This is a genomic window from Providencia sp. PROV189, from assembly GCF_028480065.1.
Classification (GTDB): Bacteria; Pseudomonadota; Gammaproteobacteria; order Enterobacterales; family Enterobacteriaceae; genus Providencia; species Providencia stuartii.
On sequence record NZ_JAMPOG010000012.1, the window covers coordinates 106,679 to 130,483 of the forward strand.

21 protein-coding genes are annotated in these 23,805 nt (G+C 43.4%); 6 read left to right on the plus strand and 15 right to left on the minus strand.

Going from position 1 to position 23,805, the window contains the following annotated elements:
* Window positions 1-164 precede the first annotated feature (164 nt).
* Window positions 165-1,298 carry a class C beta-lactamase gene (gene ampC, locus PR833_RS10235; RefSeq protein ID WP_071599671.1) on the plus strand — a complete coding sequence of 378 codons (1,134 nt, stop codon included), beginning with the start codon at window positions 165-167 and terminating at the stop codon, window positions 1,296-1,298.
* 38 nt (window positions 1,299-1,336) lie between these two features.
* Here the strand turns inward: ampC and hemN are convergent, their stop codons facing one another.
* The 15 genes from hemN to greB form a co-directional block, all read right to left on the minus strand.
* Entirely contained in the window at window positions 1,337-2,710 is a 1,374-nt protein-coding gene (gene hemN, locus PR833_RS10240; RefSeq protein WP_014657006.1) for an oxygen-independent coproporphyrinogen III oxidase, read from the minus strand.
* A gap of 210 nt (window positions 2,711-2,920) precedes the next feature.
* A complete protein-coding gene (gene yihI / locus PR833_RS10245) occupies window positions 2,921-3,448 on the minus strand; it encodes a Der GTPase-activating protein YihI (RefSeq protein ID WP_004923620.1) in 528 nt (175 codons plus the stop codon).
* Window positions 3,449-3,648: 200 nt separating this feature from the next.
* Entirely contained in the window at window positions 3,649-4,983 is a 1,335-nt protein-coding gene (locus PR833_RS10250; RefSeq protein ID WP_004923617.1) for an NCS2 family permease, read from the minus strand.
* A gap of 215 nt (window positions 4,984-5,198) precedes the next feature.
* Complete coding sequence (locus tag PR833_RS10255) at window positions 5,199-5,951, minus strand: amino acid ABC transporter permease (protein ID WP_004923612.1); 753 nt, start codon at window positions 5,949-5,951, stop codon at window positions 5,199-5,201.
* A gap of 1 nt (window position 5,952) precedes the next feature.
* Window positions 5,953-6,705 carry an amino acid ABC transporter permease gene (locus tag PR833_RS10260; RefSeq protein ID WP_014657009.1) on the minus strand — a complete coding sequence of 251 codons (753 nt, stop codon included), beginning with the start codon at window positions 6,703-6,705 and terminating at the stop codon, window positions 5,953-5,955.
* 102 nt (window positions 6,706-6,807) lie between these two features.
* Complete coding sequence (locus PR833_RS10265) at window positions 6,808-7,638, minus strand: ABC transporter substrate-binding protein (RefSeq protein WP_004923605.1); 831 nt, start codon at window positions 7,636-7,638, stop codon at window positions 6,808-6,810.
* Between the two features lie 308 nt (window positions 7,639-7,946).
* Entirely contained in the window at window positions 7,947-8,663 is a 717-nt protein-coding gene (gene phoU / locus PR833_RS10270) for a phosphate signaling complex protein PhoU (protein WP_014657010.1), read from the minus strand.
* A 13-nt stretch (window positions 8,664-8,676) separates the two neighbouring features.
* Window positions 8,677-9,453 (minus strand): phosphate ABC transporter ATP-binding protein PstB, encoded by a 777-nt coding sequence (pstB, locus tag PR833_RS10275; RefSeq protein WP_004923601.1) that lies wholly within the window; start codon window positions 9,451-9,453, stop codon window positions 8,677-8,679.
* 37 nt (window positions 9,454-9,490) lie between these two features.
* On the minus strand, window positions 9,491-10,372 hold the full coding sequence (gene pstA, locus PR833_RS10280) for a phosphate ABC transporter permease PstA (protein WP_004923598.1): 882 nt from the start codon (window positions 10,370-10,372) through the stop codon (window positions 9,491-9,493).
* 1 nt (window position 10,373) lies between these two features.
* Complete coding sequence (gene pstC / locus PR833_RS10285; RefSeq protein ID WP_004923595.1) at window positions 10,374-11,330, minus strand: phosphate ABC transporter permease PstC; 957 nt, start codon at window positions 11,328-11,330, stop codon at window positions 10,374-10,376.
* Window positions 11,331-11,442: 112 nt separating this feature from the next.
* Complete coding sequence (pstS, locus tag PR833_RS10290; RefSeq protein ID WP_004923592.1) at window positions 11,443-12,486, minus strand: phosphate ABC transporter substrate-binding protein PstS; 1,044 nt, start codon at window positions 12,484-12,486, stop codon at window positions 11,443-11,445.
* 485 nt (window positions 12,487-12,971) lie between these two features.
* Entirely contained in the window at window positions 12,972-13,730 is a 759-nt protein-coding gene (locus PR833_RS10295) for a hypothetical protein (protein WP_272526079.1), read from the minus strand.
* Window positions 13,731-13,917: 187 nt separating this feature from the next.
* Window positions 13,918-15,249, minus strand: coding sequence for a two-component system sensor histidine kinase EnvZ (gene envZ, locus PR833_RS10300; protein WP_071599669.1), 1,332 nt, complete (start codon window positions 15,247-15,249; stop codon window positions 13,918-13,920).
* Window positions 15,246-15,965, minus strand: a complete 720-nt coding sequence (ompR, locus tag PR833_RS10305) for an osmolarity response regulator transcription factor OmpR (protein ID WP_004923581.1) — start codon at window positions 15,963-15,965, stop codon at window positions 15,246-15,248. The genes envZ and ompR overlap by 4 nt, the downstream gene beginning before the upstream one ends.
* 247 nt (window positions 15,966-16,212) lie before the next feature.
* A complete protein-coding gene (greB, locus tag PR833_RS10310) occupies window positions 16,213-16,698 on the minus strand; it encodes a transcription elongation factor GreB (protein WP_014657013.1) in 486 nt (161 codons plus the stop codon).
* Window positions 16,699-16,856: 158 nt separating this feature from the next.
* Here greB and PR833_RS10315 point away from each other — a divergent pair, with 158 nt between their 5' ends.
* The 5 genes from PR833_RS10315 to PR833_RS10335 all read left to right on the plus strand — a co-directional run bounded on the left by PR833_RS10315 (window position 16,857) and on the right by PR833_RS10335 (window position 23,778).
* Window positions 16,857-19,190 carry a Tex family protein gene (locus PR833_RS10315; RefSeq protein ID WP_040132688.1) on the plus strand — a complete coding sequence of 778 codons (2,334 nt, stop codon included), beginning with the start codon at window positions 16,857-16,859 and terminating at the stop codon, window positions 19,188-19,190.
* A 337-nt stretch (window positions 19,191-19,527) separates the two neighbouring features.
* On the plus strand, window positions 19,528-19,758 hold the full coding sequence (gene feoA, locus PR833_RS10320; RefSeq protein ID WP_036942241.1) for a ferrous iron transporter A: 231 nt from the start codon (window positions 19,528-19,530) through the stop codon (window positions 19,756-19,758).
* Window positions 19,759-19,814: 56 nt separating this feature from the next.
* A complete protein-coding gene (gene feoB / locus PR833_RS10325; RefSeq protein ID WP_060561279.1) occupies window positions 19,815-22,133 on the plus strand; it encodes a Fe(2+) transporter permease subunit FeoB in 2,319 nt (772 codons plus the stop codon).
* Between the two features lie 12 nt (window positions 22,134-22,145).
* Window positions 22,146-22,397 carry a FeoC-like transcriptional regulator gene (locus tag PR833_RS10330; protein ID WP_040132687.1) on the plus strand — a complete coding sequence of 84 codons (252 nt, stop codon included), beginning with the start codon at window positions 22,146-22,148 and terminating at the stop codon, window positions 22,395-22,397.
* A gap of 94 nt (window positions 22,398-22,491) precedes the next feature.
* Window positions 22,492-23,778, plus strand: coding sequence for a hypothetical protein (locus PR833_RS10335; RefSeq protein WP_272526080.1), 1,287 nt, complete (start codon window positions 22,492-22,494; stop codon window positions 23,776-23,778).
* Window positions 23,779-23,805: the final 27 nt, after the last annotated feature.

Consider the following 23,805-nt stretch of genomic DNA (forward strand, 5'->3'; position numbering starts at 1 on the left):
ATCGTTTCAAATCAGAATTTAAAATAGGCATACTCTTTGCTCATCATCGGACAATACGGTATTAATCAATGCCTCAGCATCTAAGGCATGTGGAAATTAGAATACCTGAATTTTAATTATCAATAACTAAAACTTTTACTTTAATGGATAACTCTATGAAAAATATTTTTCGTCAGGGGCGGCTTTTTATCGCCTTAAGTTTAGCAATGACATCGATTTCCGCCTTTGCCCTTACACAGCAAGAGGTCGATGACATTATCAAGCCCCTGATGAAACAAGAACAGATCCCGGGTATGTCTGTTGCCATCTCAGTGAATGGCAAACAAGCTATTTACCATTACGGTGTTCAGTCAAAACAGACCCAAATTCCTGTTTCTGATAGGACGCTGTATGAAATTGGCTCCTTATCAAAAACCTTTACCGCAACACTGGCAACTTATGCGCAAATTCAAGGAAAACTCGACTTTAGCCAAAGTGTCAGTCATTACCTACCTGAATTAAAAGGCAGTGCTTTTGATAATGTTAGCGTGATGAATTTAGCCACCCATACATCAGGGTTATCGCTATTTGTACCTAGCGATATCAAAACCAACGATCAATTAATGGCGTATTATCAAAAATGGCTTCCTGACAATGAGGTTGGACAATATCGTTCTTATTCAAATTTAGGGGTTGGGTTACTTGGTATCGTGACGGCAAAGCAACTTAATATGCCTTTTTCTCAGGCTATGGAAAAATTGATGCTGCCTTCACTTGGCTTAAAACATACTTATATCCATGTTCCCAAAAGCCAAGAGAAATATTACGCACAAGGCTACAATAAGCAAAATCAGCCTGTTCGCTTAAACCTAGCAATCCTTGGTCCAGAGGCTTATGGCCTAAAGTCCAATGCCAAAGATTTGATCCGTTATTTAGAAATCAATATGCAATCCATTAAAGTGGCGAAAACTTGGCAAGAAGCGATTGAAAACACCCATACTGGCGTTTACCTAACCGATTCGTTTGTGCAGGATATGATGTGGGAAAGCTATCCATGGCCGGTGTCGCTTTCACAATTACTGCAAGGCAACCGTGATGATATGGCTCTCAAACCACAAAAAGTGGAATTGATTAAGCCAGCCATGGCGCCAGAAGTACGCGCTTATTATAACAAGACTGGCTCTAGCAATGGCTTTGCGACATACGCGATATTTATTCCAGAAGAGAAGATTGCCATTGTTATGCTATCCAATAAATGGATACCTATTCCTCAGCGCATTACAGCTACTTACCAGTTACTAGAGAAAATCGAACGCTAAATACTCAAACGGCTCCATTGTAATATGGAGCCATGTATTTAAATAACACGAGAAAATTGGCGTTGACGCATTTGATTACGCAAATAGACATCAAAGCACATACAGATATTACGGATCAGCAAGCGCCCTTGAGGAGTCACCTTAATCGCGGTTTCTGTTATTTCGACTAAGCCATCTTCTTCCATCGGTTTTAACAGCGCTAAATCCTCTGCAAAATAGCGTTTAAACTCGATAGGATAAAGCGCCTCAATTTGCGCATAATGAAGTTGGAAATTACAAATCAGTGTCTTTATCACATCTCGGCGTAAGCAGTCATCATTGGTTAACACTAACCCACGCCACAAAGCATGCCCTTGCTCTTCTACTTGCGCATAATAGGTTTTTAAATCTTTTTGGTTCTGCGCATAACTATCACCCAACATACTGATCGCCGATACGCCCAATCCTAATAAATCACAATCCCCTTGAGTGGTGTAGCCTTGGAAGTTGCGATGTAAAATCCCTTCACGCTGTGCAACGGCTAACTCATCTTGTGGTTTGGCAAAGTGATCCATACCAATAAACTGATAGCCTTCTGAGGTTAAGGTCGCGATGGTTTCTTGCAAAATATCCAGTTTTTGCTCAGCACTTGGCAAGTCTTCATCTTTAATTTTACGCTGTGCCGCAAACAAGTTAGGCAAATGAGCATAGTTAAACACGCTTAAACGATCCGGTGACAGTTCAATCACTTTTTTCAAGGTAAAAGCAAAGCTTTCTGGGGTTTGCTTTGGTAGACCGTAAATCAGGTCAATACTGGTTGATGTAAACCCCGTTTCTTTTGCTCGATTAATGAGCGCAAAAATAAAATCTTCATCTTGTTCGCGGTTAACTAAAACCTGAACGTCTTTATTAAAATCTTGCACCCCCATACTCAGGCGGTTGAACCCTTCGCTGCGCAAATGATCTATCATATCCAGTTCAATTTCACGGGGATCTACCTCTATCGACATTTCAACGTCATCAGAGAAATGGAAGTGTGTTTTGAGCAAAGTGACCAAATGGCTAACTTGAGCCTTATCGAGATAAGTAGGTGTGCCGCCGCCCCAATGCATCTGTGTAACGGTTCGCCCTTTTAATAAGGCTGCACGTTGAATAATCTCTTTTTCGATGACCTGCAAGTATTCATCTGCTTTATGCTTTTGCCGTGTCACCAGTTTATTGCAGCCACAAAAATAACAAAGCTTATGGCAAAAAGGGATGTGAACATAGAGCGATAATGGGTTTTCAGGGTAGCGTTGAGTTGCAGCCACAAACGCACTCTCATCATACTCTTGGTTAAATTCCAAAGCTGTCGGGTATGACGTATAGCGTGGCCCTGAATAATTATATTTTTGGATGAGAGAGAGATCCCAAACGATATTTTGCTCTGACATTAACATTCCTCAATTGCGCCGAATACCTACTTACAGGCTGTATCTTATGCTTTTTTATTGGCGAACTTATATACACGACATAATAACATAAAAGAAATTATAACTTGTGATTGGCAAGAGAGAGTTGATGCAGCACCAAAAGTCGCATGACTTGAATGAATTTTAACCAAAACCTCCTCCAGCAGTGCACCGGAGGAGATAGAAAAACGATTATTTACTTTTCAGGATACGCATAATGTCATCCAGTTTATCTTCGTCTTCTTCTTCATCGTCGTCGGTCAGTTCAATACCTAAAATAGACATCAGCTCATCAATGCGGTCTAAACAAGTATCAATATACGCCTGCTCTTCCGCTGTCACCGTTTCACCATCTTCTAAACGCGCCAACAAGCTATCTAAACGATCGTCCTGCTCAAGCATTTCAAGCTCTTGCTCTGGTGATAATTTAACTTTTACTGCCGGCTCTTTAGCGGGCGCTGGGCGTGTTACCACCGCATTATCATCAACAACCAACGGAATCGGTTTTTTGCTACCCACACGTGGGTCTAGGGCCTGATTTTGATTTCCAGACTTGCTATTCGTTGATTTTTCTTGATAACGCGCCCCTGATTTATTACCACGATGCTTTTTCTGGCGTTTGCGCTCACGCCCTTCTGCATTAAGCTCTTCTTTTGTTTTACGGTACTTTTTCTTGGTTTTGCTGGCGGTTTTACTTGCCGGTTTTTTTGGTGAATTCATGGTCTGATACCTTGATAAGTCAGTTTCTGCTGCGGAATCTAGCAGAATCCCTCAAGCTGTGAAAGCACTTGAGCAGCAATTAAAACGGTTTTTTGCATTTTGCTTGTCAGTCTTATTGATTATAGCTCGAATTGATAGCAATTAAGAGTATTTGATGACAAAACGGCTCCAAGAAGGGAGCCGTTAGATAAGGAAGGTGATTAGGCGTCGACTAAAACCATTTTTAAAATAAATAAAATGGAAACTAAAACAACACATAACCCTAAGTCGCGCCAACGACCAGTACCGATCTTCATTGCACAGTAAGCGATAAAGCCTAATGCAATACCTTCTGTAATCGAAAAGCTAAATGGCATCATGACCGCAGTAATAAATGCAGGCACCGACTCCGTCAAATCATCCCACTTCACACGCGTTAAACTGGATGTCATCAACACGCCAACATAAATCAGCGCGCCCGCGGTTGCATAAGCAGGAACCATACCCGCTAAAGGAGAAATAAACATGGTTAATAGGAATAACACCCCGACCACAATGGCAGTCAGACCAGTACGCCCACCAACAGATACCCCCGAAGAGCTTTCGATATAAGCGGTTACCGATGATGTTCCCATTGCAGAGCCGGCAACAGAACTTAAGCTATCCACATAGAGTGCTTGCTTCATGCGCGGGAATGTTCCGCGAGCATCAGTAATGCCAGCTTTATCCGTAACCCCAATCATTGTGCCGGATGAGTCGAATAAGTTAACCAACATAAAAGCAAAGATGACCCCAGACAGCGCTAAGTCCAGTGATCCCAAAATATCGACTTGCCCCACTACACTGGTGATGCTAGGTGGCAAAGAGAAGATGCCGTTGAACTTCACATCGCCTAATGCAAGGCCAATCAAGGTAGTGACCACAATGGAAACTAATACTGCTGCATGAATATTACGGGCAGCTAAAATTGCAATAATGAAAAAGCCCAGAGCACCTAACCAAACGTTATGTTGGGTGAAGTTACCAATGGAGACTAAAGTGTCTGGATTCGCCACGATAATACCTGAATTTTTCAGCCCCATCATGGCAATAAATAGACCGATACCGCTGGTGATCCCCACACGCAAACTCAATGGAATATTTGCAATGATCCAGTAGCGGATACGAAAGAGTGTTAGAATAAAGAGACCCACAGCGCCCCAGAACACAGCGCCCATCGCAACTTGCCATGAATACCCCATCGCCCCAACGACGACAAAAGCAAAAAAGGCATTTAGCCCCATTGCTGGTGCCACCGCGATAGGTAGGTTTGCTAATAACCCCATCAAAATACTGCCGATAGCCGCAATTAAACAGGTCGTTACGAATACGGCTTTAATGTCCATCCCTGCGACAGATAAAATTTGAGGGTTAACAAAGACAATGTAGACCATTGTGAGGAAGGTTGTAAAACCTGCAACGACTTCAGTTTTCGCCGTTGTTCCGTGTTCTTGTAATTTAAACACGCGTTGGAACAGACCCTGTTGTTGCACAGAGCCAGAAGATTGATTACTCATTAGATATTGCGCCCAAAAAAAGTTTTTTTCGCCCTATCCTACAACAAACAAATCGAGAGTGTTACCGTTAAAATGAAAAAAAGAAAACGTTTGCGTGATGATAATACTCAAAAGTGCGTTAACTTACTGATACAGCAAGATGAATTGGAATTTACAGAAAAAAGAAATTTTTGCGTGATCGTGGCGGCGCCATTTGCACCGCCACATTATGATGATTACGATAAGGCGAGTAGCTTCTGCCTACGCCAAAAGAGTAATGACCGCTTCGCAGCAAATGGTTTAGCCCCACGATGATGACTTAAACGTTTTGCTATCAAGTTGGCGACAATTTCTAATGTCAGACAGATGACAAAGTAAATAAACGCGACAAATAAGAAAATTTCGAGTGGATAAACCATTTCACGGTTATTCACCTGTGTTGCCAAAAATGACAGTTCAGCAACGCCCACAATGTAAGCCAAAGACGTGTCTTTAATCAGCGCAACCCATTGGTTAATAAACGATGGCACCATCATGCGTAATGCTTGGGGTAAAACTATTTGCCAAAGCACTTGCCAACGGCTAAAACCTAACGATAAGCCAGCCTGCCATTGCCCTTTGCCTATTGCTAAAATGCCCGCCTTAACCGCATGGGCCAAATACGCCGACGTGATTAAGGCGAGAGCGCAAATCACTGAGGCGATACCCGGTATTTCGGTTCCGAGCACAACGGGCAAAAAGAAATAAGTCCAAAAAATCAGCATAATGACGGGAATGGCGCGGAAAAAGCCTAAAACAGCAGCGAACAGGTTCATCCAGAAACCACGTAACATCGCTAAGGCAACACCACCAAGCGTACCGAATACAATCGACATTGCCCCCGCGACCAAGCTGATAATTAATGTTAATGCGGCACCTTCAATAGGGCCATCTGGAAACGCACCAAACAAAAGGTACTGCCAGTTTTGCTCAATGACTGAAAAATCCATCTTACACACTCTCCACTAAATTACGTTGCGCTCGCCACTGCCCCCAACCTTCCATTACCGCGATAATCGCAATATACAGCACAGTGGCTAGGCCAAATGCCGTAAATGTCTGTAGTGTTTGGCTTTCAACCTGACGTGATACATAAGATAGCTCAGCCACACCAATCGCCATGGTTAAAGAGGAGTTTTTAACGACATTCATGTATTGCCCGAGAAGAGGTGGCATGGCTATTTTAACGGCCTGGGGTAGCACCACATGTTTCATCGCTTGCCACCCTGTTAAACCCAGCGCAAAAGCGGCATATTTTTGGCCTTGTCGTACACCACGGATACCGGAGCGTATTTCTTCGGCAATAAATGGTACGGTATATAACGTTAAGCCAATAAAACCTGCTAAAAATTCAAACGAAGGCCAACTGAGCGTCATCCCCGCAAATGTGATTTCGTGGGGAGTATTAAGCCACGCCATCATATCCGATGATAAAATTTCACCGGAAGCGAAATACCAGAAAAAGAGTTGTACCAACAACGGGGTATTGCGAAAAACGGAAACATACACTCCGACAATCCAGCGTAGCGGAGCAATTTGGCTATCCCTTGCCGCAGCAACCACAAAACCTAATAACGTTGCAGCGATAATGGTACAAATGGAGATCCAGAGGGTCAGTAAAAAACCATAACCAAACCATTCCAAATACTCGGGAGCTAAAAAATGCTCAGAAAGAAACTCGCCGCTCGTTAATTTTTCAAACATAAGTGCTGCCTTTTATAACTAAGAACCCCGCGATAATATGCGGGGCTATTTATTCTATGCTTATCGACCAGTGAGCATGGAATCGGCGAAATAGAACGCCTATTATTTTTGCTGATCCAGTGGTGCAAATTTGAACTCACCGCGAGGTTGAGCGGCCTTTGTATCAGGGCCAAACCAACGGTTATAAATCTGTTCTGCTTTGCCTTCTTTTTCAAGCTTCAACAACGTGTTATTCACATTTTCGATTAAACGTGTTTCACCTTTAGCGGCAGCAACCGCTTGATATTCGCGAGTGATGCTAAATGGAGAGATTTCAAAATCTGCTTTGACTTTCTCAGGTAAGTTACCAAGTAATCCCACTAATTTTGCATCGTCTTGGGTAATTGCTTGCACGTTACCATTGCGTAAAGCCGCAAATGCCTGTGGTGTATCATCATAAGAAATGACTTTTGTATTCGGATAACGTTCACGTAATGTCACTTCTTGCACGGTACCTTTGTCGGCACCAATACGTAAAGGTGCGATATCATCAGGCGTCTTCAATACCCCTTTACGCGCAATAAACTTTTGCCCTGTTGCAAAATCAGGAATAGAAAAATCAACCTGCTTAGCACGTTCATCAGTGATAGTGAAATTTGCCCCAATTAAATCGACTTTACCTGAAGTCAGTAGTGGAATACGGTTTGCTGGGTTGGTTGGACGCAACTCTAACTTGACGCCAAGGTCATCCGCTATCGCCTGTGCGATATCAACATCATAGCCCGCGAGTTTTTTCGTTTGTGGGTCAATAAAACCAAATGGTGGGTTACTGTCAAAAACAGAGATACGGATCACACCCGCTTGCTTAATATCATCCAGCTTATCTGCATTGGCGACATTGGCCACCAGCGCAAGGCCTGCAAGTAGTGCGGTAGTTAAAACGCGAGCTTTCATTGAACACCTCTGACGGTAAACTTATGTAAATTGACCATCCCAAGTTATCAAGGAACGCTTATTTCTTGAAATACTATTAGTTAATATATTTATATCAAAAAAGAATATAGAAATGCGGATATAAAAAAAGGGCAAACACCATCGGAGACGCCCTAAATTATGGTCTAAACCATGAATAGCCTTTTCTTATAACGAAAAGGAAAAACGGAAATGTTTAAAGGTTGACTAGAGCGGGTATCACCCCAGACGAAAAAGAAAGTTTGTACCAAGGAGTCACCGTGAGGCGGCCCCTTGGCGGCATTACCTCGTTATTCCTTCTTAGTGATCATCTTTTCTAAGCGATCACCACCTACATGGCGGAAGTCTTGGCCTTTGACATAGTAAAAAATAAATTCACAGATGTTTTGGCAACGATCACCGATACGTTCAATAGAGCGAGCACAAAACAGCGCAGTCAGTACACTTGGGATAGTCCTTGGGTCTTCCATCATGTACGTCATCAGTTGACGCACGATCCCTTCGTATTCTTGGTCTACCTTTTCATCTTCTCGATAAATCCGAATGGCTTCTTCCAAGTCCATGCGTGCAAAGGCATCTAAGACATCATGCAACATTTGCACAGTATGACGACCTAATGACTCAAGGCTCACCAATAACGGCTGGTGCTGGTGAGAAAACTTTTCCAATGCAGTTTGGCAAATTTTATCGGCAACATCACCAATACGCTCAAGTTCGGCAATCGTTTTAGAAATTGCCATAATCAGTCGCAAATCGCTCGCTGTCGGCTGGCGTTTTGCGATAATTTTCACGCATTCTTCATCAATAGCCACTTCCATCATATTGACTTTATGGTCATTTTCGATAACTTCGCGCGCAAGAGCCTCATCCTGATTATGCATCGCTGTGATAGCTTTGGTGAGCTGTTCTTCAACCAGCCCTCCCATTGTCATCAACTCTGTATGGATATGTTCCAGTTCAGCATTGAACTGCCCAGAAATATGTTTGTTGTGGTTCAGCGTATCCATAGTCGGCTCCATATCAACCGTAACGACCAGTAATGTAGTCTTCAGTTTGTTTCTTTTCAGGTGTGGTGAACATCTTGTCTGTATTATTAAACTCAATCAGCTCACCCAAATACATAAAGGCCGTATAATCAGAACAACGCGCAGCCTGTTGCATATTATGAGTTACGATCACCACGGTGTATTCAGATTTGAGTTCGCTGATCAACTCCTCAATGCGCCCTGTTGAAATTGGGTCAAGAGCTGAACACGGCTCATCAAGCAATAACACTTCAGGGCGGATAGCAATACCACGTGCGATACATAGACGCTGTTGCTGACCACCAGATAGGCTATAACCACTTTGATGTAATTTATCTTTGGTCTCATTCCACAGAGCCGCTTTGGTTAATGCCCATTGAACGCGCTCATCCATCTCTACACGAGAGAGTTTTTCAAACAGGCGTACACCAAATGCAATATTATCGTAGATTGACATTGGGAATGGCGTTGGTTTTTGGAATACCATTCCGACCTTGGCACGTAACAGAGCGATATCCTGTTTGTCTGTCAGAATATTTTGACCATCAAGTAAGATTTCACCTTCCGCACGCTGTTCACCGTACAGCTCATACATTTTATTGAAGGTACGCAGTAAGGTCGATTTACCGCAACCAGATGGGCCGATAAAGGCGGTGACTTTATTTTTTTCGATATCTAATGAGATATTTTTTAATGCGTGGAATTTCCCGTAATAAAAATTAAGGTCACGTACTTTAATCTTACTGTTTGCAATATCATTTGCATTAATCATGGCAACTTCTCTCTATAAATCTTTATTCAATCCGGGGTTAGTGTTTTTTCTGAGCAAACACAACACGTGCGACGATGTTAATTAACAAGACACATAGGGTGATTAATAGAACCCCTGCCCATGCCAGTTGTTGCCATTCAGAGAACGGGCTCATCGCAAATTTAAAGATAGTGACGGGTAAGTTAGCAATTGGCTCATTCATATCCGTACTCCAGAACTGGTTCGACAGTGATGTGAACAGTAATGGTGCGGTTTCCCCCGCAATACGAGCAATAGCCAGCAAAATACCTGTAATGATCCCGGAGACAGATGCTTTAAGCGTAATCGATAAAATCATTTTCCATTTTGGCGTACCTAGCGCATATGCGGCTTCTCGTAAGCTATCCGGCACTAACTTCAACATGTTTTCAGTGGTACGGATAACAATCGGAATTTGCAACAACGCCAATGCGATAACGCCAGCCCAGCCAGAGAAGTGCTGCATTTGCGCCACCACAATGGTATAGACGAATAGCCCCACCACAATCGATGGTGCTGAAAGCAAAATGTCATTAATAAAACGCGTTACAGAAGCTAGCCATGATTTACGGCCATACTCTGCCAAATAGATCCCTGCTAAGATCCCAAGCGGTGTACCCACGACCGTTGCCCACAAGATCAACAGCCCACTACCTACGATAGCATTAGCAAGGCCGCCCCCTTCCGTATTCGGTGGAGGAGTCATTTCTGTGAACAAGTTCAATGACATGCCATCGAACCCTTTGGTAACGGTTGAGAACAAAATCCAAATTAACCAGAACAGCCCAAATGCCATTGTTAGCATCGAAACAAACAGAGCGATTCGGTTAACTTGGCGTCGCCATGCCTGACGACGGGCTCGTTCTTTTTGATTAACGACAATATTATCGGATGTCGACATATTAACGGCCCTCGTTCTTCGCTAAACGCATAACCATGAGTTTTGATATCGCCAGAACAATAAAGGTGATAACAAATAGAATTAACCCAAGTTCCATCAGCGCAGCGGTATGTAGACCACCTTCCGCTTCGGCAAATTCATTCGCCAATGCAGAAGTAATACTGTTACTCGGCATAAACAACGAGAAACTATCCAGTTGATACGTATTACCAATTACAAAGGTCACCGCCATTGTTTCACCAAGCGCGCGCCCTAAACCTAACATTACCCCACCTATCACACCGTTACGTGTATAAGGCAGAACAATATTCCAGATCACTTCCCATGTGGTACAACCGATACCATATGCTGACTCCTTCATCATGACAGGTGTTTGTTCAAACACGTCACGCATGACAGAGGCAATATAAGGAATGATCATAATGGCGAGGATAATACCTGCTGCCAAAATACCAATCCCGAATGCAGGACCTGAGAAAAGCTCACCGACAATTGGGATACTCGACATCACATTGCCAACAGGCTCTTGAAAATATTCCGCAAACAGCGGCGCAAAAACAAACAGCCCCCACATACCATAAACGATACTAGGAATGGCAGCGAGAAGCTCAATCGCAATCCCTAATGGGCGTTTTAACCAATTAGGTGCAAGTTCAGTTAAGAAAAGAGCAATACCAAAGCTCACGGGTACTGCAATAATCAGGGCTATCAGTGATGTGACGATGGTGCCATAGATAGGCACAAGCGCACCAAACTCCTCAGCGGGAGCATCCCATTCTTTAGTCCATAAAAACGAAAACCCAAATTTTTGCATACTCGGCCACGAGGCAAAAATAAGGGAAATAATGATGCCACCAAGCATTAACAAAGTGATTAGCGCGGCAATTTTGACTAATGCGCCAAATATCACATCGCCTGACTTGCTCGGTGCTTTAAATGCCGTTGTTTTTTCGGCCATGCGCTTTGTCTCATCCTACACCTACTTTATTTAGTAGGATTTAGTTACTACGTCAGAAGGCGGATGTTAATCCTAAGCATCCGCCTACCATTACCAACCCGAGGCTCACTGATTAGAACAGTGGTTTGCCTTGGCTATCTTTGACTTCTGTTTTCCATGCTGCACGAATTGCTGTCACAACTTCTTGAGGAAGGATAGCATAATCCAATGCTTCTGCTTGCTGACCACCTTTCTCATAAGCCCAGTTAAAGAAATCGAGCACAGCTTTTCCTTTTTCTGCATTCGCTTGATCTTTGTGAACTAAGATAAACGTGGTTGAGGTAATTGGCCATGCGTTCTCACCATTACGGTTAGTCAGGTCTTGAGCGAATGACTTAGACCAGTCAACTTTCTTCGCTGCTGCGCTGAAGCTTTCACCTGTTGGGGAAACAACCTTACCATCTGCGGAAATGAGTTTAGTATAAGCAAGGTTATTCTGTTTCGCATAGGCATACTCCACATAACCGATAGAGCCTGGTAAACGCTGGACGAAAGCTGCAACGCCATCGTTACCTTTACCTGCGACGTTGTTTTTCGGCCAGTTTACTGTAGAGCCTGCACCAATATCATTTTTCCAGCTTGAGCTGACTTTTGATAAGTAGCTCGTAAATACGAACGTCGTACCTGAGCCATCAGAGCGTCTTACCACTGCAATGTTTTGATCGGGTAAGTTAACACCTGGGTTCAATTTAGCGATGGCAGGATCATTCCATTTGGTGATTTTACCGAGGTAGATATCACCTAATGTTGTACCGTCTAATGTCAATTGACCTGACTGGATACCTTTTACGTTAACCGCCAGTACCACACCACCGATTACGGTTGGGAACTGGAATAGGCCATCTTCTTTCAATTTTTCATCGGTTAATGGCGCATCAGACGCACCGAAATCAACCGTTTTTGCATTAATTTGTTTAACACCACCAGAAGAGCCAATCCCCTGATAGTTCACTTTATTACCTGTTTCTTTCTGATAAGAGTCCGCCCACTTAGCATAAACAGGAGCAGGGAATGTTGCACCCGCGCCAGTTAAGCTTGTGGCAGCAAAAGAAGACATTGCAGTCATTGAAAGGGTTGCTGCCATTACGCTAGCTAAGGTTGTACGCATCATTTTCATAATCCCTCCGGGGATGTATAGAAACAATTAAGTAGTAAATTGTTGGTGAAATGTCACGGTAGGAAAAATAGGACAATTTGATGACAACAACATGTCTGATTTATGACAGTTTTATGACAATTGACGATTTTCGTCTAGCTATCGAAAAAAAACAGCAGCTTAAAAAACAAAATTGACCATAAAATCAATGAGTAATGAAATACAGAGCAGAATATCTCTATATTGAGACCACCATGACAAACTGTCATAAAAAAGTCGTAAAATCCTTTTTTACTGCTTCTCTATTTTGATAATACGGTTTAATTCACCGTTTCAAGGGAGAAACATGCGCTTGCCATCAAGGGATTAAAATCAGCAATTTGCGTATGCGGTCAGACTACCATCACAAAATGGTCATCTCGCGTGGTGCCTGCTTTATGATAAAGCAGGCAGATAATCAGCGAAAATTGAGCCTCACGCCAGCTACGCAAACAACAAGCAAATATTCATTGTTCTTTATTTGACTTGAAAACCGGATGTTGTTTGAGCTGAGCGATTACTTGATCCATCCCCGTTTTATCATGAGCGGTCTGCGATAATGTCGCTATAGTGTTGCGAAGACCTGCAAATTTTGCCATCGGCGGTGGAGGTGGCGGTGTATTTGTCGACGTCGGTTGCTCCGTGGCTGCGGCTTGGTATTTCTGCGCATTGGCTTTAAATACTGGGCTATTTTTAAGTTCAGCAATCACTTGATCCATCCCCGTTTTACCATGAGTGGTCTGCGATAATGCCGCTATATTGTTGCGAAGACCCGCAAATTCTGCCATCGGCGGTGGAGGTGGCGGTGTATTTGTCGACGTCGGTTGCTCCGTGGCTGCGGCTTGGTATTTCTGCGCATTGGCTTTAAATACTGGGCTATTTTTAAGTTCGGCAATCACTTGATCCATCCCTGTTTTTCCGCCATCTCCTGTTTGAGCGGGCTTAATATCAGGCTTTGGCATAGGGGGTGGCATAGGAATAGATAATGCCCCTTTCGATGCTAAGGGTTGATTTGGAGGTAGTTGTATAACGGTTGCCAGTTGTTTGCTCCATTTCACCTGCTTAAAGGCCTTTTTGGGTTCTTGAAACAGCCCTACGACTGTGTTTTTGATATTAATTATTCCCGTGGAGAGTGTAGCCTGCTTTTGCTTTCCCTCTATTCCAGCGAAAGCTAATGCCGCTTTACTCTGAAAACAGCAAATAGGTTTAGAAAAATAGATATGCATAAATTCACCTGAGTTATTTTATTTATGTTTATTATCTAAATAAAATAACTATCAGATCTTTTATATAACGATGGTATTACTTATAGAGTAAGTTATTTTTTATATGATGACTGGCGCGTAAGATAGGCGTTAATACCGAAATAAAATAGAAGGTAGGTCGTTTTATACGACCCACTACCGACAATGGTTACTCTTCTTTTTCTTTCAATGGCAGGAGTGCACGAATGGCGAAACCGCCGCGTTCACTTTTATGGATTTCGATACTACCTTCATGGGCATCGACAATACGGCGGATAATTGCCAATCCTAGCCCTGTTCCCTTATTGCTACGGGCTTTTTCACCTTGCACAAAAGGTTGGAAGAGGCGTTGAATATCTTCTTCTTTGATACCTGCACCATCATCTTCCACTTGGAACCAAACCGAATCCTCATTTTTGCCACTGCTCACTTTGATCCAGCCGTTACCATAGCGATAAGCGTTAACAATCATATTGGTGATGGCGCGTTTAATGGCTAATGGATTCGCATTCACGATCAGACTACCCGGCTCCAGTGCCGTTTCAATTTCACCAGTCACGCTCGTTTCAGCGGTAACTGCCTCATTGAGGATGCTATTTAGGTCACAAAACTCCATATTCATTTCCTGACCCGTTTTCAGGTAGTCCATAAACTGACCAATAATCGCATCACACTCTTCAATATCCTTATTGATGGATTCTGCTAGGTAGCCATCTTCAGGGCTCATCATTTCCGTCGCCAATCGGATCCGTGTCAGTGGGGTACGTAAGTCATGACTGACCCCCGCCATTAAAATTGTCCGATCATTTTCAAGCGTCTTTATGCCCGCAGCCATATGATTAAAGGAGCGGATCGCGGCTCTTACCTCAGTTGCCCCTTTTTCTTGCATGGCGGGTAATATGACCCCTTTCCCCACTTGCCCTGCATGGTATTCAAGTTCAAGTAATGGCTTGTTTTGGTAACGAATATAGAGCCAGACCCCTGCAAAAATAGACAGGAAAATAGCTAAAGTATAACGGAATACTAACGAAAATTGGTTTTGCCCAATTTCAGTTAATGGCACACGCACCCAGATATCAGGCGCAAGATAGGAGGTTAACCAAAGAATAGGATATTCGCGGCCAAGCTCAAGACGCACTTGGGCTTCGCCACCAATATATTCCGACATGTTTTCGCTGAGAAAATCGTATTCTTTCGCCCAATTTAAGCCTTCTTCCATCGCGGCTGATTGAGCATAAAAGGTGATCCCCAACTCATTGTAGATTTTTTTACGTAATGCGGGAGAGACCCGTACTGTGGTTCCATCTTGCAGCACCATCCGCTCCGTCATTAATGTTCGCACTTCATAAGCCAACACTTTGTTGAATTGCTGCAAACTTGGCATAACAACAAAATTCAGCACCACCATATAGCTGGTGACAAGGCTGGCAAACAGTAATGCAACAAACAAAAATAACGAACGCGAAAATGTACTACGGCGAGAGAACCTCAGTCGCTTCATGCTTTACTACCGTCCGGCACAAATACATAGCCCAAGCCCCAGACTGTCTGAATGTAGCGAGGGTGAGCTGGATCTTCTTCAACCATACGACGTAAACGTGAAATTTGAACGTCAATTGAACGTTCCATCGCACTGTATTCACGGCCTCTCGCTAAGCTCATCAGCTTATCACGAGATAATGGTTCCCTTGGGTGCGAAACCAATACTTTAAGTACAGCAAACTCACCGCTCGTCAAAGGCATATTTTCTTCGCCTTGGAACATTTCACGGGTGCCTAGGTTCAGTTTAAACTTACCGAAGGTAATAATCGCATCATCCTGAGATGGTGCGCCTGGCAATTCGTTTGCTTGGCGACGTAATACAGCACGAATACGTGCAAGTAATTCACGCGGGTTAAAAGGTTTAGGAATGTAATCGTCGGCGCCAATCTCTAAACCAACAATACGGTCAACCTCTTCACCTTTAGCCGTTACCATAATAATCGGTATTGGATTGTTTTGGCTGCGTAAACGACGACAAATTGACAGACCATCTTCACCTGGCAACATCAAATCTAAAACGATTAGATGAATCGACTCCCTCGTTAGGATCCTATCCATTTGTTCAGCATTCGCGGCACTACGTACCTGAAATCCTTGCTCTGTGAGGTAGCGTTCAAGCAAGGCACGCAAACGCATATCATCATCGACGACAAGAACTTTATAGCTTTCTTGCATTTTGTAGCCCTCAAGATGTGCAATCTATCGAAATTATTTTTAAAATAAGAATATACCCACCATGCTCCAAGCTGTATGGGTGTTACAAAGCGCTGCTATCTAAATCACAAAAATAGTCATGACGATAAATTTTTACTTGCGCTTAATAACGGCATATCACCTGAATTATTTTGTGTATAAGTAAAATATAAGATAGTTAACGTCCTAATTTACCATCAACTTGAAATTTAATGAATAATTTTACGCCTTATAGGACTAGCGGTTTATAACTAATTTCTAACACTGTATAGGTTACCCGCCCCCCAGGTGTATTCACCGTAATTTCATCATCAACCTGCTTACCAACTAGCGCGCGAGCAACTGGAGAATCAATAGAAATCCAATTTTTGGATGGATTAAACTCATCGGCACCGACCAATCGGAATATTCTGATATTTTCATTATCGTCTTCTAATTTCACCCATGCGCCAAAAAAGACTCGCCCTTCTTGCCGTGGGTCTGGTTCGACAATTCTTAGTTGATCCAATCTTTTAGATAAAAAGCGTACTCGACGATCAATCTCTCGCAAACGCTTTTTACCATAAATATATTCCGCATTTTCTGAACGATCACCTTGAGCCGCAGCTTCAGAAACCGACTGAGTGACTCTTGGGCGCTCCTCTTTCCAAAGATATTTAAGTTCTTTGTCTAGCGCATCCCAACCTTCGCGTGTGATTAAGAGACTCTTATTCATAACCTTCATAAATCAGTAAGCAAGTTAGATAATTATAAATTATATACAGAATTAATCTTTAACTTTAGCAAAGTTCACCCTAGAAATTCTGCTTCTGTGCAAGTATAACAGTGCCATAAATTTTTTAACCATTCTTTGACTAGGTATTAAAAAGCGACATGAATGAAACTCTAAGCCAAATAATCGCGGGAGAGCTACAAGTTCAACCGAAACAGGTATTTTCTGCTATCACCTTGTTAGATGAAGGGAATACGGTTCCTTTTATTGCTCGTTATCGTAAGGAAGTCACAGGAGGCCTTGATGATACTCAGCTTCGCCAATTAGAGAACCGTTTAGGCTATTTACGAGAGTTAAATGAACGCAAGCAAACCATCCTCAAGTCAATCGAAGAACAAGACAAACTCACTCCCGAACTCGCCGCTGCTATCAATAACACCTTAAATAAAACCGAGCTTGAAGACCTCTACTTGCCCTTTAAGCCCAAACGCCGCACTCGTGGGCAAATTGCTATCGAAGCAGGCCTAGAGCCGTTAGCAGACACATTGTGGAATGACCCCACTCAATCCCCCGATGATGTCGCTCAATCCTTTGTCAATGCCGAAAATGGCGTGGCAGATACGAAAGCGGCTCTCGATGGTGCTCGTTATATCTTAATGGAGCGTTTCGCCGAAGATGCAGCATTATTAGCTAAAGTTCGCGACTATTTACTGAAAAATGCCCATTTGGTTTCCAAAGTTATCGATGGCAAACAAACCGAAGGCGCTAAATTTAGTGACTACTTTGATCACCAAGAACCTGTTTCTTCCGTTCCGTCGCATCGCGCATTAGCCATGTTCCGTGGTCGTAATGAAGGTATTTTACAGTTATCACTAAACTGTGACCCGCAATTTGAAGAGCCACCAAAAGAAAGTTACTGTGAAGAGATCATTACTCGTCACCTTGATGTTCGATTGAATAATGCACCAGCAGACCAATGGCGTAAAGCGGTTATTAGTTGGACATGGCGCGTCAAAGTATTGCTACATCTCGAAACTGAGATTATGAGCTCACTGCGCGAAAAAGCAGAAGAAGAAGCAATCAATGTGTTTGCGCGTAACCTCAGTGACTTATTGATGGCGGCACCAGCCGGTATGCGAGCGACTATGGGGTTAGATCCGGGTCTACGGACAGGGGTGAAAGTCGCGGTGGTGGATGCGACAGGTAAACTTATCGCAACGGATACTATCTATCCACACACAGGTCAAGCGGCTAAAGCGGCGGCTAGCGTTGCGGCCTTATGTCAAAAACACCAAGTCGAGTTAGTCGCTATCGGTAACGGAACGGCTTCAAGAGAGACTGAGCGCTTCTTTGCTGACGTGCAAAAACAGTACCCCGAAGTCACAGCACAGAAAGTGATTGTGAGTGAAGCGGGGGCCTCCGTTTACTCGGCATCAGAGCTAGCCGCTCAAGAGTTCCCTGATCTTGATGTGTCACTGCGCGGAGCCGTGTCTATCGCACGCCGCTTACAAGACCCCCTCGCCGAATTAGTGAAAATCGACCCGAAATCGATTGGTGTTGGTCAATATCAACACGATGTGAGCCAAACTCAATTGGCTCGTAAACTCGATGCCGTGGTCGAGGACTGTGTAAACTCTGTCGGCGTTGACTTGAATACCGCTTCTGTTGCCTTGCTAACCCGCGTTGCAGGTCTAAGCAAAATGATCGCGCAAAACGTGGTAAATTGGCGCGATGAGAATGGCCGTTTTGCAGATAGAAAACAGCTTCTAAAAGTCACTCGCTTAGGGCCAAAAGCCTTTGAACAGTGTGCGGGCTTCTTACGGATCACCAACGGCGATAACCCACTTGATGCTTCTGGCGTTCACCCAGAGGCTTATCCCGTTGTTGAAAAGATCCTCGAAACTGTTCGCCAGCCCCTTAAAGAGATTATGGGCAACTCCTCTGTTTTAAATAGCTTAAGCCCTCGCGACTTCACAACAGAGCAGTTTGGGGTTCCTACTGTTACCGATATTATCAAAGAGCTGGACAAACCGGGCCGCGACCCACGCCCTGAGTTTAAAACGGCGACCTTTGCCGAAGGCATTGAAACCATAAATGACTTAGTCGCAGGCATGATTTTGGAAGGTTCGGTGACTAACGTCACTAATTTCGGCGCTTTCGTTGATATTGGTGTGCATCAAGATGGCTTAGTGCATATTTCATCGCTGTCTAACAGCTATGTTGAAGACCCACATAAAGTGGTTAAAGCAGGTGATATCGTTAAAGTAAAAGTGATGGATGTTGATATCCCTCGCAAACGTATCGCCTTATCGATGCGCCTTGATGAACAACCCGGCGATACCAATAGCGCACCACGCCGCCATAATGACCAGCAAGAGAGAAACTCACGTAAACCGCAATCTGCACAACGTGACATGTCACGGAAAAACCAAGCCGCCACTGGAAACAGTGCGATGAGTGATGCCCTCGCTGCCGCATTCGGTAAAAAACGCTAATCCCTCAACCTCTACAATCCGATTTCTCTTTGATTGTAGAGGTTTTTACTCACGCCCAAGCTATTTCGCCCCGTGAATAATTAACAAAACAAATACATTAATCGATTTTAATTTACTCTATAAATTTATTGGGTTTCGCCTTGGTGCGCGGCAAACTCAATGCTTAGTTGATCCACATCAATTAAATTTGACGAAAAAAGAGGCTAAATATAACGAATAGTTGATGATTATTATTATCATTATTGATTAGATTTTTTTCTGTTTATGCTGACTTTTTACTTGTATCTCTCTTAATAACAATCATCAGTATTATTACCTATGACTAATGGAAGGCGATATGTCACTACTTCCTCAACACAGCTACAAAATACTCGGTTTTTCACCGCAGATAAGCCCCGCTTACCGACAAAAACTGCTCTCGCTTGGTTTATTACCGGGTTCCATTTTTAAAGTAGTACGTTTTGCTCCTTTAGGAGACCCAATACAAATCGAAACGCATCGAGTTAGTCTTGTACTACGAAAAAAAGATCTCGCCTTACTCAACCTTGATGAAGCCACGCCGACTTAATATCAGGTGTTGTTATACCACGTTACTATTTTGTATTTTTATTATCGGTAAACACTATGAAACCATTAACCATCGGCCTCATTGGCAATCCAAATGCAGGTAAGACAACGCTATTTAACCAATTAACTGGCTCTCGCCAACGGGTTGGTAACTGGGCTGGTGTCACCGTCGAAAGGAAAGTTGGGCGTTTTAATACGGCTGAGCATCATATTGAATTAGTTGACTTGCCCGGTACTTATTCGCTAACCACCATTTCAGAACAGACATCTCTCGATGAGCAAATCGCCTGCTATTTTATTTTAAGCGGCGAAGCCGATATGCTGATTAACGTCGTCGATGCCTCCAATTTAGAGCGCAACCTCTACCTCACTTTGCAATTAGTGGAGTTGGGGGTGCCTTGCATCATCGCACTTAATATGTTGGATATTGCACAAAGCCAACACATTGAGATTGATGTTGAAAAACTGCAACAGCAGTTGGGTTGCCCTGTCATTCCGTTGGTTTCAACCCGTGCGACAGGGATTGATAAACTCAAACAATCGATTGATAAACATCCTCAGAACAATATGACAGCGCTGGTTGAATATCCGGCGGCCTTATTACAAGAGGTGGATTCACTCTCTGAGCAGATCTCGGCGCAGCAATTTAGTCAGCAACAACGTCGTTGGTTAGCATTGCAGATACTCGAAGGCGATATTTATAGCCGCCAGCGCGCGAATATTACAGAAGCGCAATTGCAGGCAACTCAACAGCACTTAAAAGCTAGCTTAAATGAAGAGCCTGAACTGTTAATTGCCGATGCCCGCTACCAATCCATTGCTGCAATTTGTGAGAAATCCATCAATAACAGTGCCGCGGAGCCCAACAAATTAACGCAATCCCTTGATAGACTCATCCTTAACCGCTGGCTTGGCGTTCCGATTTTTTTATTTGTCATGTACTTAATGTTCGTCTTGGCAATTAATATTGGTGGCGCTTTGCAGCCGTTCTTTGAAGGTGCCTCAGAAGCCATCTTTATCCATGGTATTCAGTGGGTAGGGGCGTATTTCAGTTTCCCTGATTGGCTCACCGTCTTCCTTGCACAAGGTATTGGTGGCGGTATCAATACCGTACTCCCTCTCGTACCGCAAATTGGTATGATGTACCTGTTTTTATCTGTCTTAGAAGACTCGGGCTATATGGCACGAGCCGCCTTTGTGATGGATAGATTAATGCAGGCCTTGGGCTTACCGGGTAAATCCTTCGTGCCATTAATTGTGGGTTTTGGTTGCAATGTTCCCGCCATTATGGGCGCACGTACGTTGGATGCACCTCGTGAGCGCCTCATTACCGTATTAATGGCTCCATTTATGTCTTGTGGTGCGCGGCTCGCTATCTTCGCGGTATTCGCCTCCGCGTTTTTTGGGAAAAGTGGCGCAAGTATTGTTTTTTCACTCTATATCCTCGGAATTGTTGTCGCTATCTTAACGGGTTTGCTACTGAAACATACCTTAATGCGTGGTGAAGCCTCTCCCTTTGTGATGGAACTCCCGGTGTATCATGTGCCCCACTTAAAAACGCTGTTGATCCAAACTTGGCAGCGCCTAAAAGGCTTTGTGATCCGTGCTGGTAAAGTTATCGTGGTTGCCAGTATGTTTATCGGCGCTTTAAATAGTTTTTCCCTTTCAGGAAAACCTGTCGATAATATTAATGACTCCGCTCTTGCTTCCGTCAGTAAAGTGATTACCCCTGTTTTACAGCCTATCGGAGTGCATACTGATAACTGGCAAGCCACTGTTGGTTTGATTACTGGTGCGATGGCAAAAGAAGTTGTTGTAGGAACATTAAACACCCTCTACACCGCGGAAAATATCACAGCCGAGCCATTCGATGCCCAATCCTTTGATTTACTCGATGAGTTGGGGGATGCAGTCGCAGAAACTTGGGATAGTTTGAAAGAGACCTTTACCCTAAGTGCACTTTCTAATCCAATCGAGGCAAGTAAAGGCGATGGTGAAATGGCTTCTGGATCCATGGGCACCATGGCAGCCAAATTTGGTTCCGATATTGCCGCATACAGCTACCTTATTTTTGTCTTGCTGTATGTCCCTTGTGTTTCGGTCATGGGGGCTATCGCTCGTGAAACCAATAAAAGCTGGATGGCATTCTCCATTTTATGGGGGCTGAATGTGGCTTATAGCCTTGCGGCTCTGTTCTACCAAGCTGCAACTTTTAGCCAGCACCCGCAAAGCAGCTTAATTATTATTGTTGCAGTTATCATATTTAATCTTGTGCTGTTTACCTTATTGCGCCGAGCACGGAGCAGAGTAACACTGAATCTGGCAAATCAAACCGCCAAATCTTGTTCCGACTGCTCAGGCAAAGCCTGCCACTAACGGGGAATAACGATGGTCAGCTTGTTACAAATCAGGGATTTCATTGCACTGTATGGGCAAGCTGACCTCGACTTACTCAGCCAACGACTCCATGCCCCTAAATCACTTATCCAAGCGATGCTCGATAAACTAGTCGCAATGAACAAAATCGAAAAAGTCGATATAACAGCCTGTTTAACCGGAACAAGCTGTAAAGGATGCCCCGAAAGCAGTAATTGCTCACACCCTTTATATAAAATAAAGTCACCCCCGCTCTGTGAATGACTTACGCGACCTCGACAATGTCTCTTTTTTAAAGTTTTAATCAAATTACTCACTAAAATACATGACTTCATTCAGGTTAAAAGAGGAAGTATGTATGACAAGATTTGATAAAAGCCTATTTTTAAATAATACGCTTAATTACCTTCGTCAATTCGGCTATCAAGCAATCCCATCAGAAGTGAAATATAATTTAACCAAAGGCCTTACCGCTTATTTCCTCGTTACCTCAGTGAAAAATAGTGGTAACAGTTACATCAGCTTGTTATCGCGAGCGCAAGATTATCTTAATCGTACTCACTTAACTTCAAATAAAACCGATATCTCCCATGAATTACTCACAACAAGTATCAAAAAAGTACTTGATATCCAAAAACCCTTAGATGTGATTAAACGCTATCAAGACTATCATGCCAGCTCTAGCAAAATTGATCGCCGAGGTTTAGGCGTCAAACAATCACTCGCAACCCACCGAAAAGCAGATGTTGAAAGCAGCCAACATTTCAAAAAATATAGTGACAGCGTTCATCAATTAGCTGAACAATACTTTAATGCACTGAAAAATAAAGCACTTAAAAACGTTGATGAGCTCGACCCCTCATTAAATAAGGTTTTATTTAAAAAATTACTCAGCAGATACCCCAATAATTTATCAAAACTCATTACCAAATCCGATAAAAGCCTAATAGAGGCCTGCTTTAATACCGCTGCGGAACAAATGCGTTGCCCCAAGTTAAAGCAATATGACCAATTTATGGCAAAAAATGGATTTATCACAGCGAGTGAAACTGAGCTTAGCTATTTTTTTCAAATAAAAACGCCTGTTGAAATTAAACTAGGGTTACGTGAAGACGCCCGGCAGGCTGAAACAGGCAATAAAGAGACAGGGATACAAATTTTTGCCGGTAAAGATACATTAGCGGCCTATATCCGTAAAAATCCAGCGGATGATGTCACAACTTTCACCCTCTTTGACCCTAATGTCGGTGTTGAAAAATTCTATAGTATTGACGCCTTTCTTACGACGCTGATTAGCAAAGCTACGGCTTATAACCTTGAAAATGGCTATTCTACCGAAACATTGAAATACAAAAAGTTTTATTACCACCGACCACCCGCCGCCGACCAAGAACAAACGGCAACCCATCGTGCAAACCTTTTTGCGCCGTCCGCGCCACCACTCCCTTTTGAGCCTTCCGCCCCACCCGAGGCGTTGATGGCAGAAGACACGGTTGGCTCTACCAGCTCTACCGTTCCTCCATCTTATGGCGAACTATTTCTAGGGGATAAATCCCCTTTAGCGCTCCATGACGCACATCTTTCTGGGCAGCACAACGCACCAGCTCCCCCTTATGCCCTATTTTCGCCTACCCAGCAACGTTAGTTTTATCATTTTACTCAGTGGCTTATT

What these genes read in the sequence shown, in the direction of transcription:
- pstB (WP_004923601.1), bottom strand. Translation starts at nt 9,453, where the DNA reads ATGATTAATGCAAATGATATTGCAAACAGTAAGATTAAAGTACGTGAC.
- PR833_RS10250 (WP_004923617.1), bottom strand. Translation starts at nt 4,983, where the DNA reads ATGAGTAATCAATCTTCTGGCTCTGTGCAACAACAGGGTCTGTTCCAA.
- PR833_RS10335 (WP_272526080.1), top strand. Translation starts at nt 22,492, where the DNA reads ATGACAAGATTTGATAAAAGCCTATTTTTAAATAATACGCTTAATTAC.
- PR833_RS10330 (WP_040132687.1), top strand. Translation starts at nt 22,146, where the DNA reads ATGGTCAGCTTGTTACAAATCAGGGATTTCATTGCACTGTATGGGCAA.
- PR833_RS10315 (WP_040132688.1), top strand. Translation starts at nt 16,857, where the DNA reads ATGAATGAAACTCTAAGCCAAATAATCGCGGGAGAGCTACAAGTTCAA.
- pstA (WP_004923598.1), bottom strand. Translation starts at nt 10,372, where the DNA reads ATGTCGACATCCGATAATATTGTCGTTAATCAAAAAGAACGAGCCCGT.
- greB (WP_014657013.1), bottom strand. Translation starts at nt 16,698, where the DNA reads ATGAATAAGAGTCTCTTAATCACACGCGAAGGTTGGGATGCGCTAGAC.
- ompR (WP_004923581.1), bottom strand. Translation starts at nt 15,965, where the DNA reads ATGCAAGAAAGCTATAAAGTTCTTGTCGTCGATGATGATATGCGTTTG.
- phoU (WP_014657010.1), bottom strand. Translation starts at nt 8,663, where the DNA reads ATGGATACGCTGAACCACAACAAACATATTTCTGGGCAGTTCAATGCT.
- hemN (WP_014657006.1), bottom strand. Translation starts at nt 2,710, where the DNA reads ATGTCAGAGCAAAATATCGTTTGGGATCTCTCTCTCATCCAAAAATAT.
- feoA (WP_036942241.1), top strand. Translation starts at nt 19,528, where the DNA reads ATGTCACTACTTCCTCAACACAGCTACAAAATACTCGGTTTTTCACCG.
- envZ (WP_071599669.1), bottom strand. Translation starts at nt 15,249, where the DNA reads ATGAAGCGACTGAGGTTCTCTCGCCGTAGTACATTTTCGCGTTCGTTA.
- PR833_RS10255 (WP_004923612.1), bottom strand. Translation starts at nt 5,951, where the DNA reads ATGGATTTTTCAGTCATTGAGCAAAACTGGCAGTACCTTTTGTTTGGT.
- yihI (WP_004923620.1), bottom strand. Translation starts at nt 3,448, where the DNA reads ATGAATTCACCAAAAAAACCGGCAAGTAAAACCGCCAGCAAAACCAAG.
- pstC (WP_004923595.1), bottom strand. Translation starts at nt 11,330, where the DNA reads ATGGCCGAAAAAACAACGGCATTTAAAGCACCGAGCAAGTCAGGCGAT.
- PR833_RS10295 (WP_272526079.1), bottom strand. Translation starts at nt 13,730, where the DNA reads ATGCATATCTATTTTTCTAAACCTATTTGCTGTTTTCAGAGTAAAGCG.
- pstS (WP_004923592.1), bottom strand. Translation starts at nt 12,486, where the DNA reads ATGAAAATGATGCGTACAACCTTAGCTAGCGTAATGGCAGCAACCCTT.
- PR833_RS10265 (WP_004923605.1), bottom strand. Translation starts at nt 7,638, where the DNA reads ATGAAAGCTCGCGTTTTAACTACCGCACTACTTGCAGGCCTTGCGCTG.
- feoB (WP_060561279.1), top strand. Translation starts at nt 19,815, where the DNA reads ATGAAACCATTAACCATCGGCCTCATTGGCAATCCAAATGCAGGTAAG.
- PR833_RS10260 (WP_014657009.1), bottom strand. Translation starts at nt 6,705, where the DNA reads ATGTTTGAAAAATTAACGAGCGGCGAGTTTCTTTCTGAGCATTTTTTA.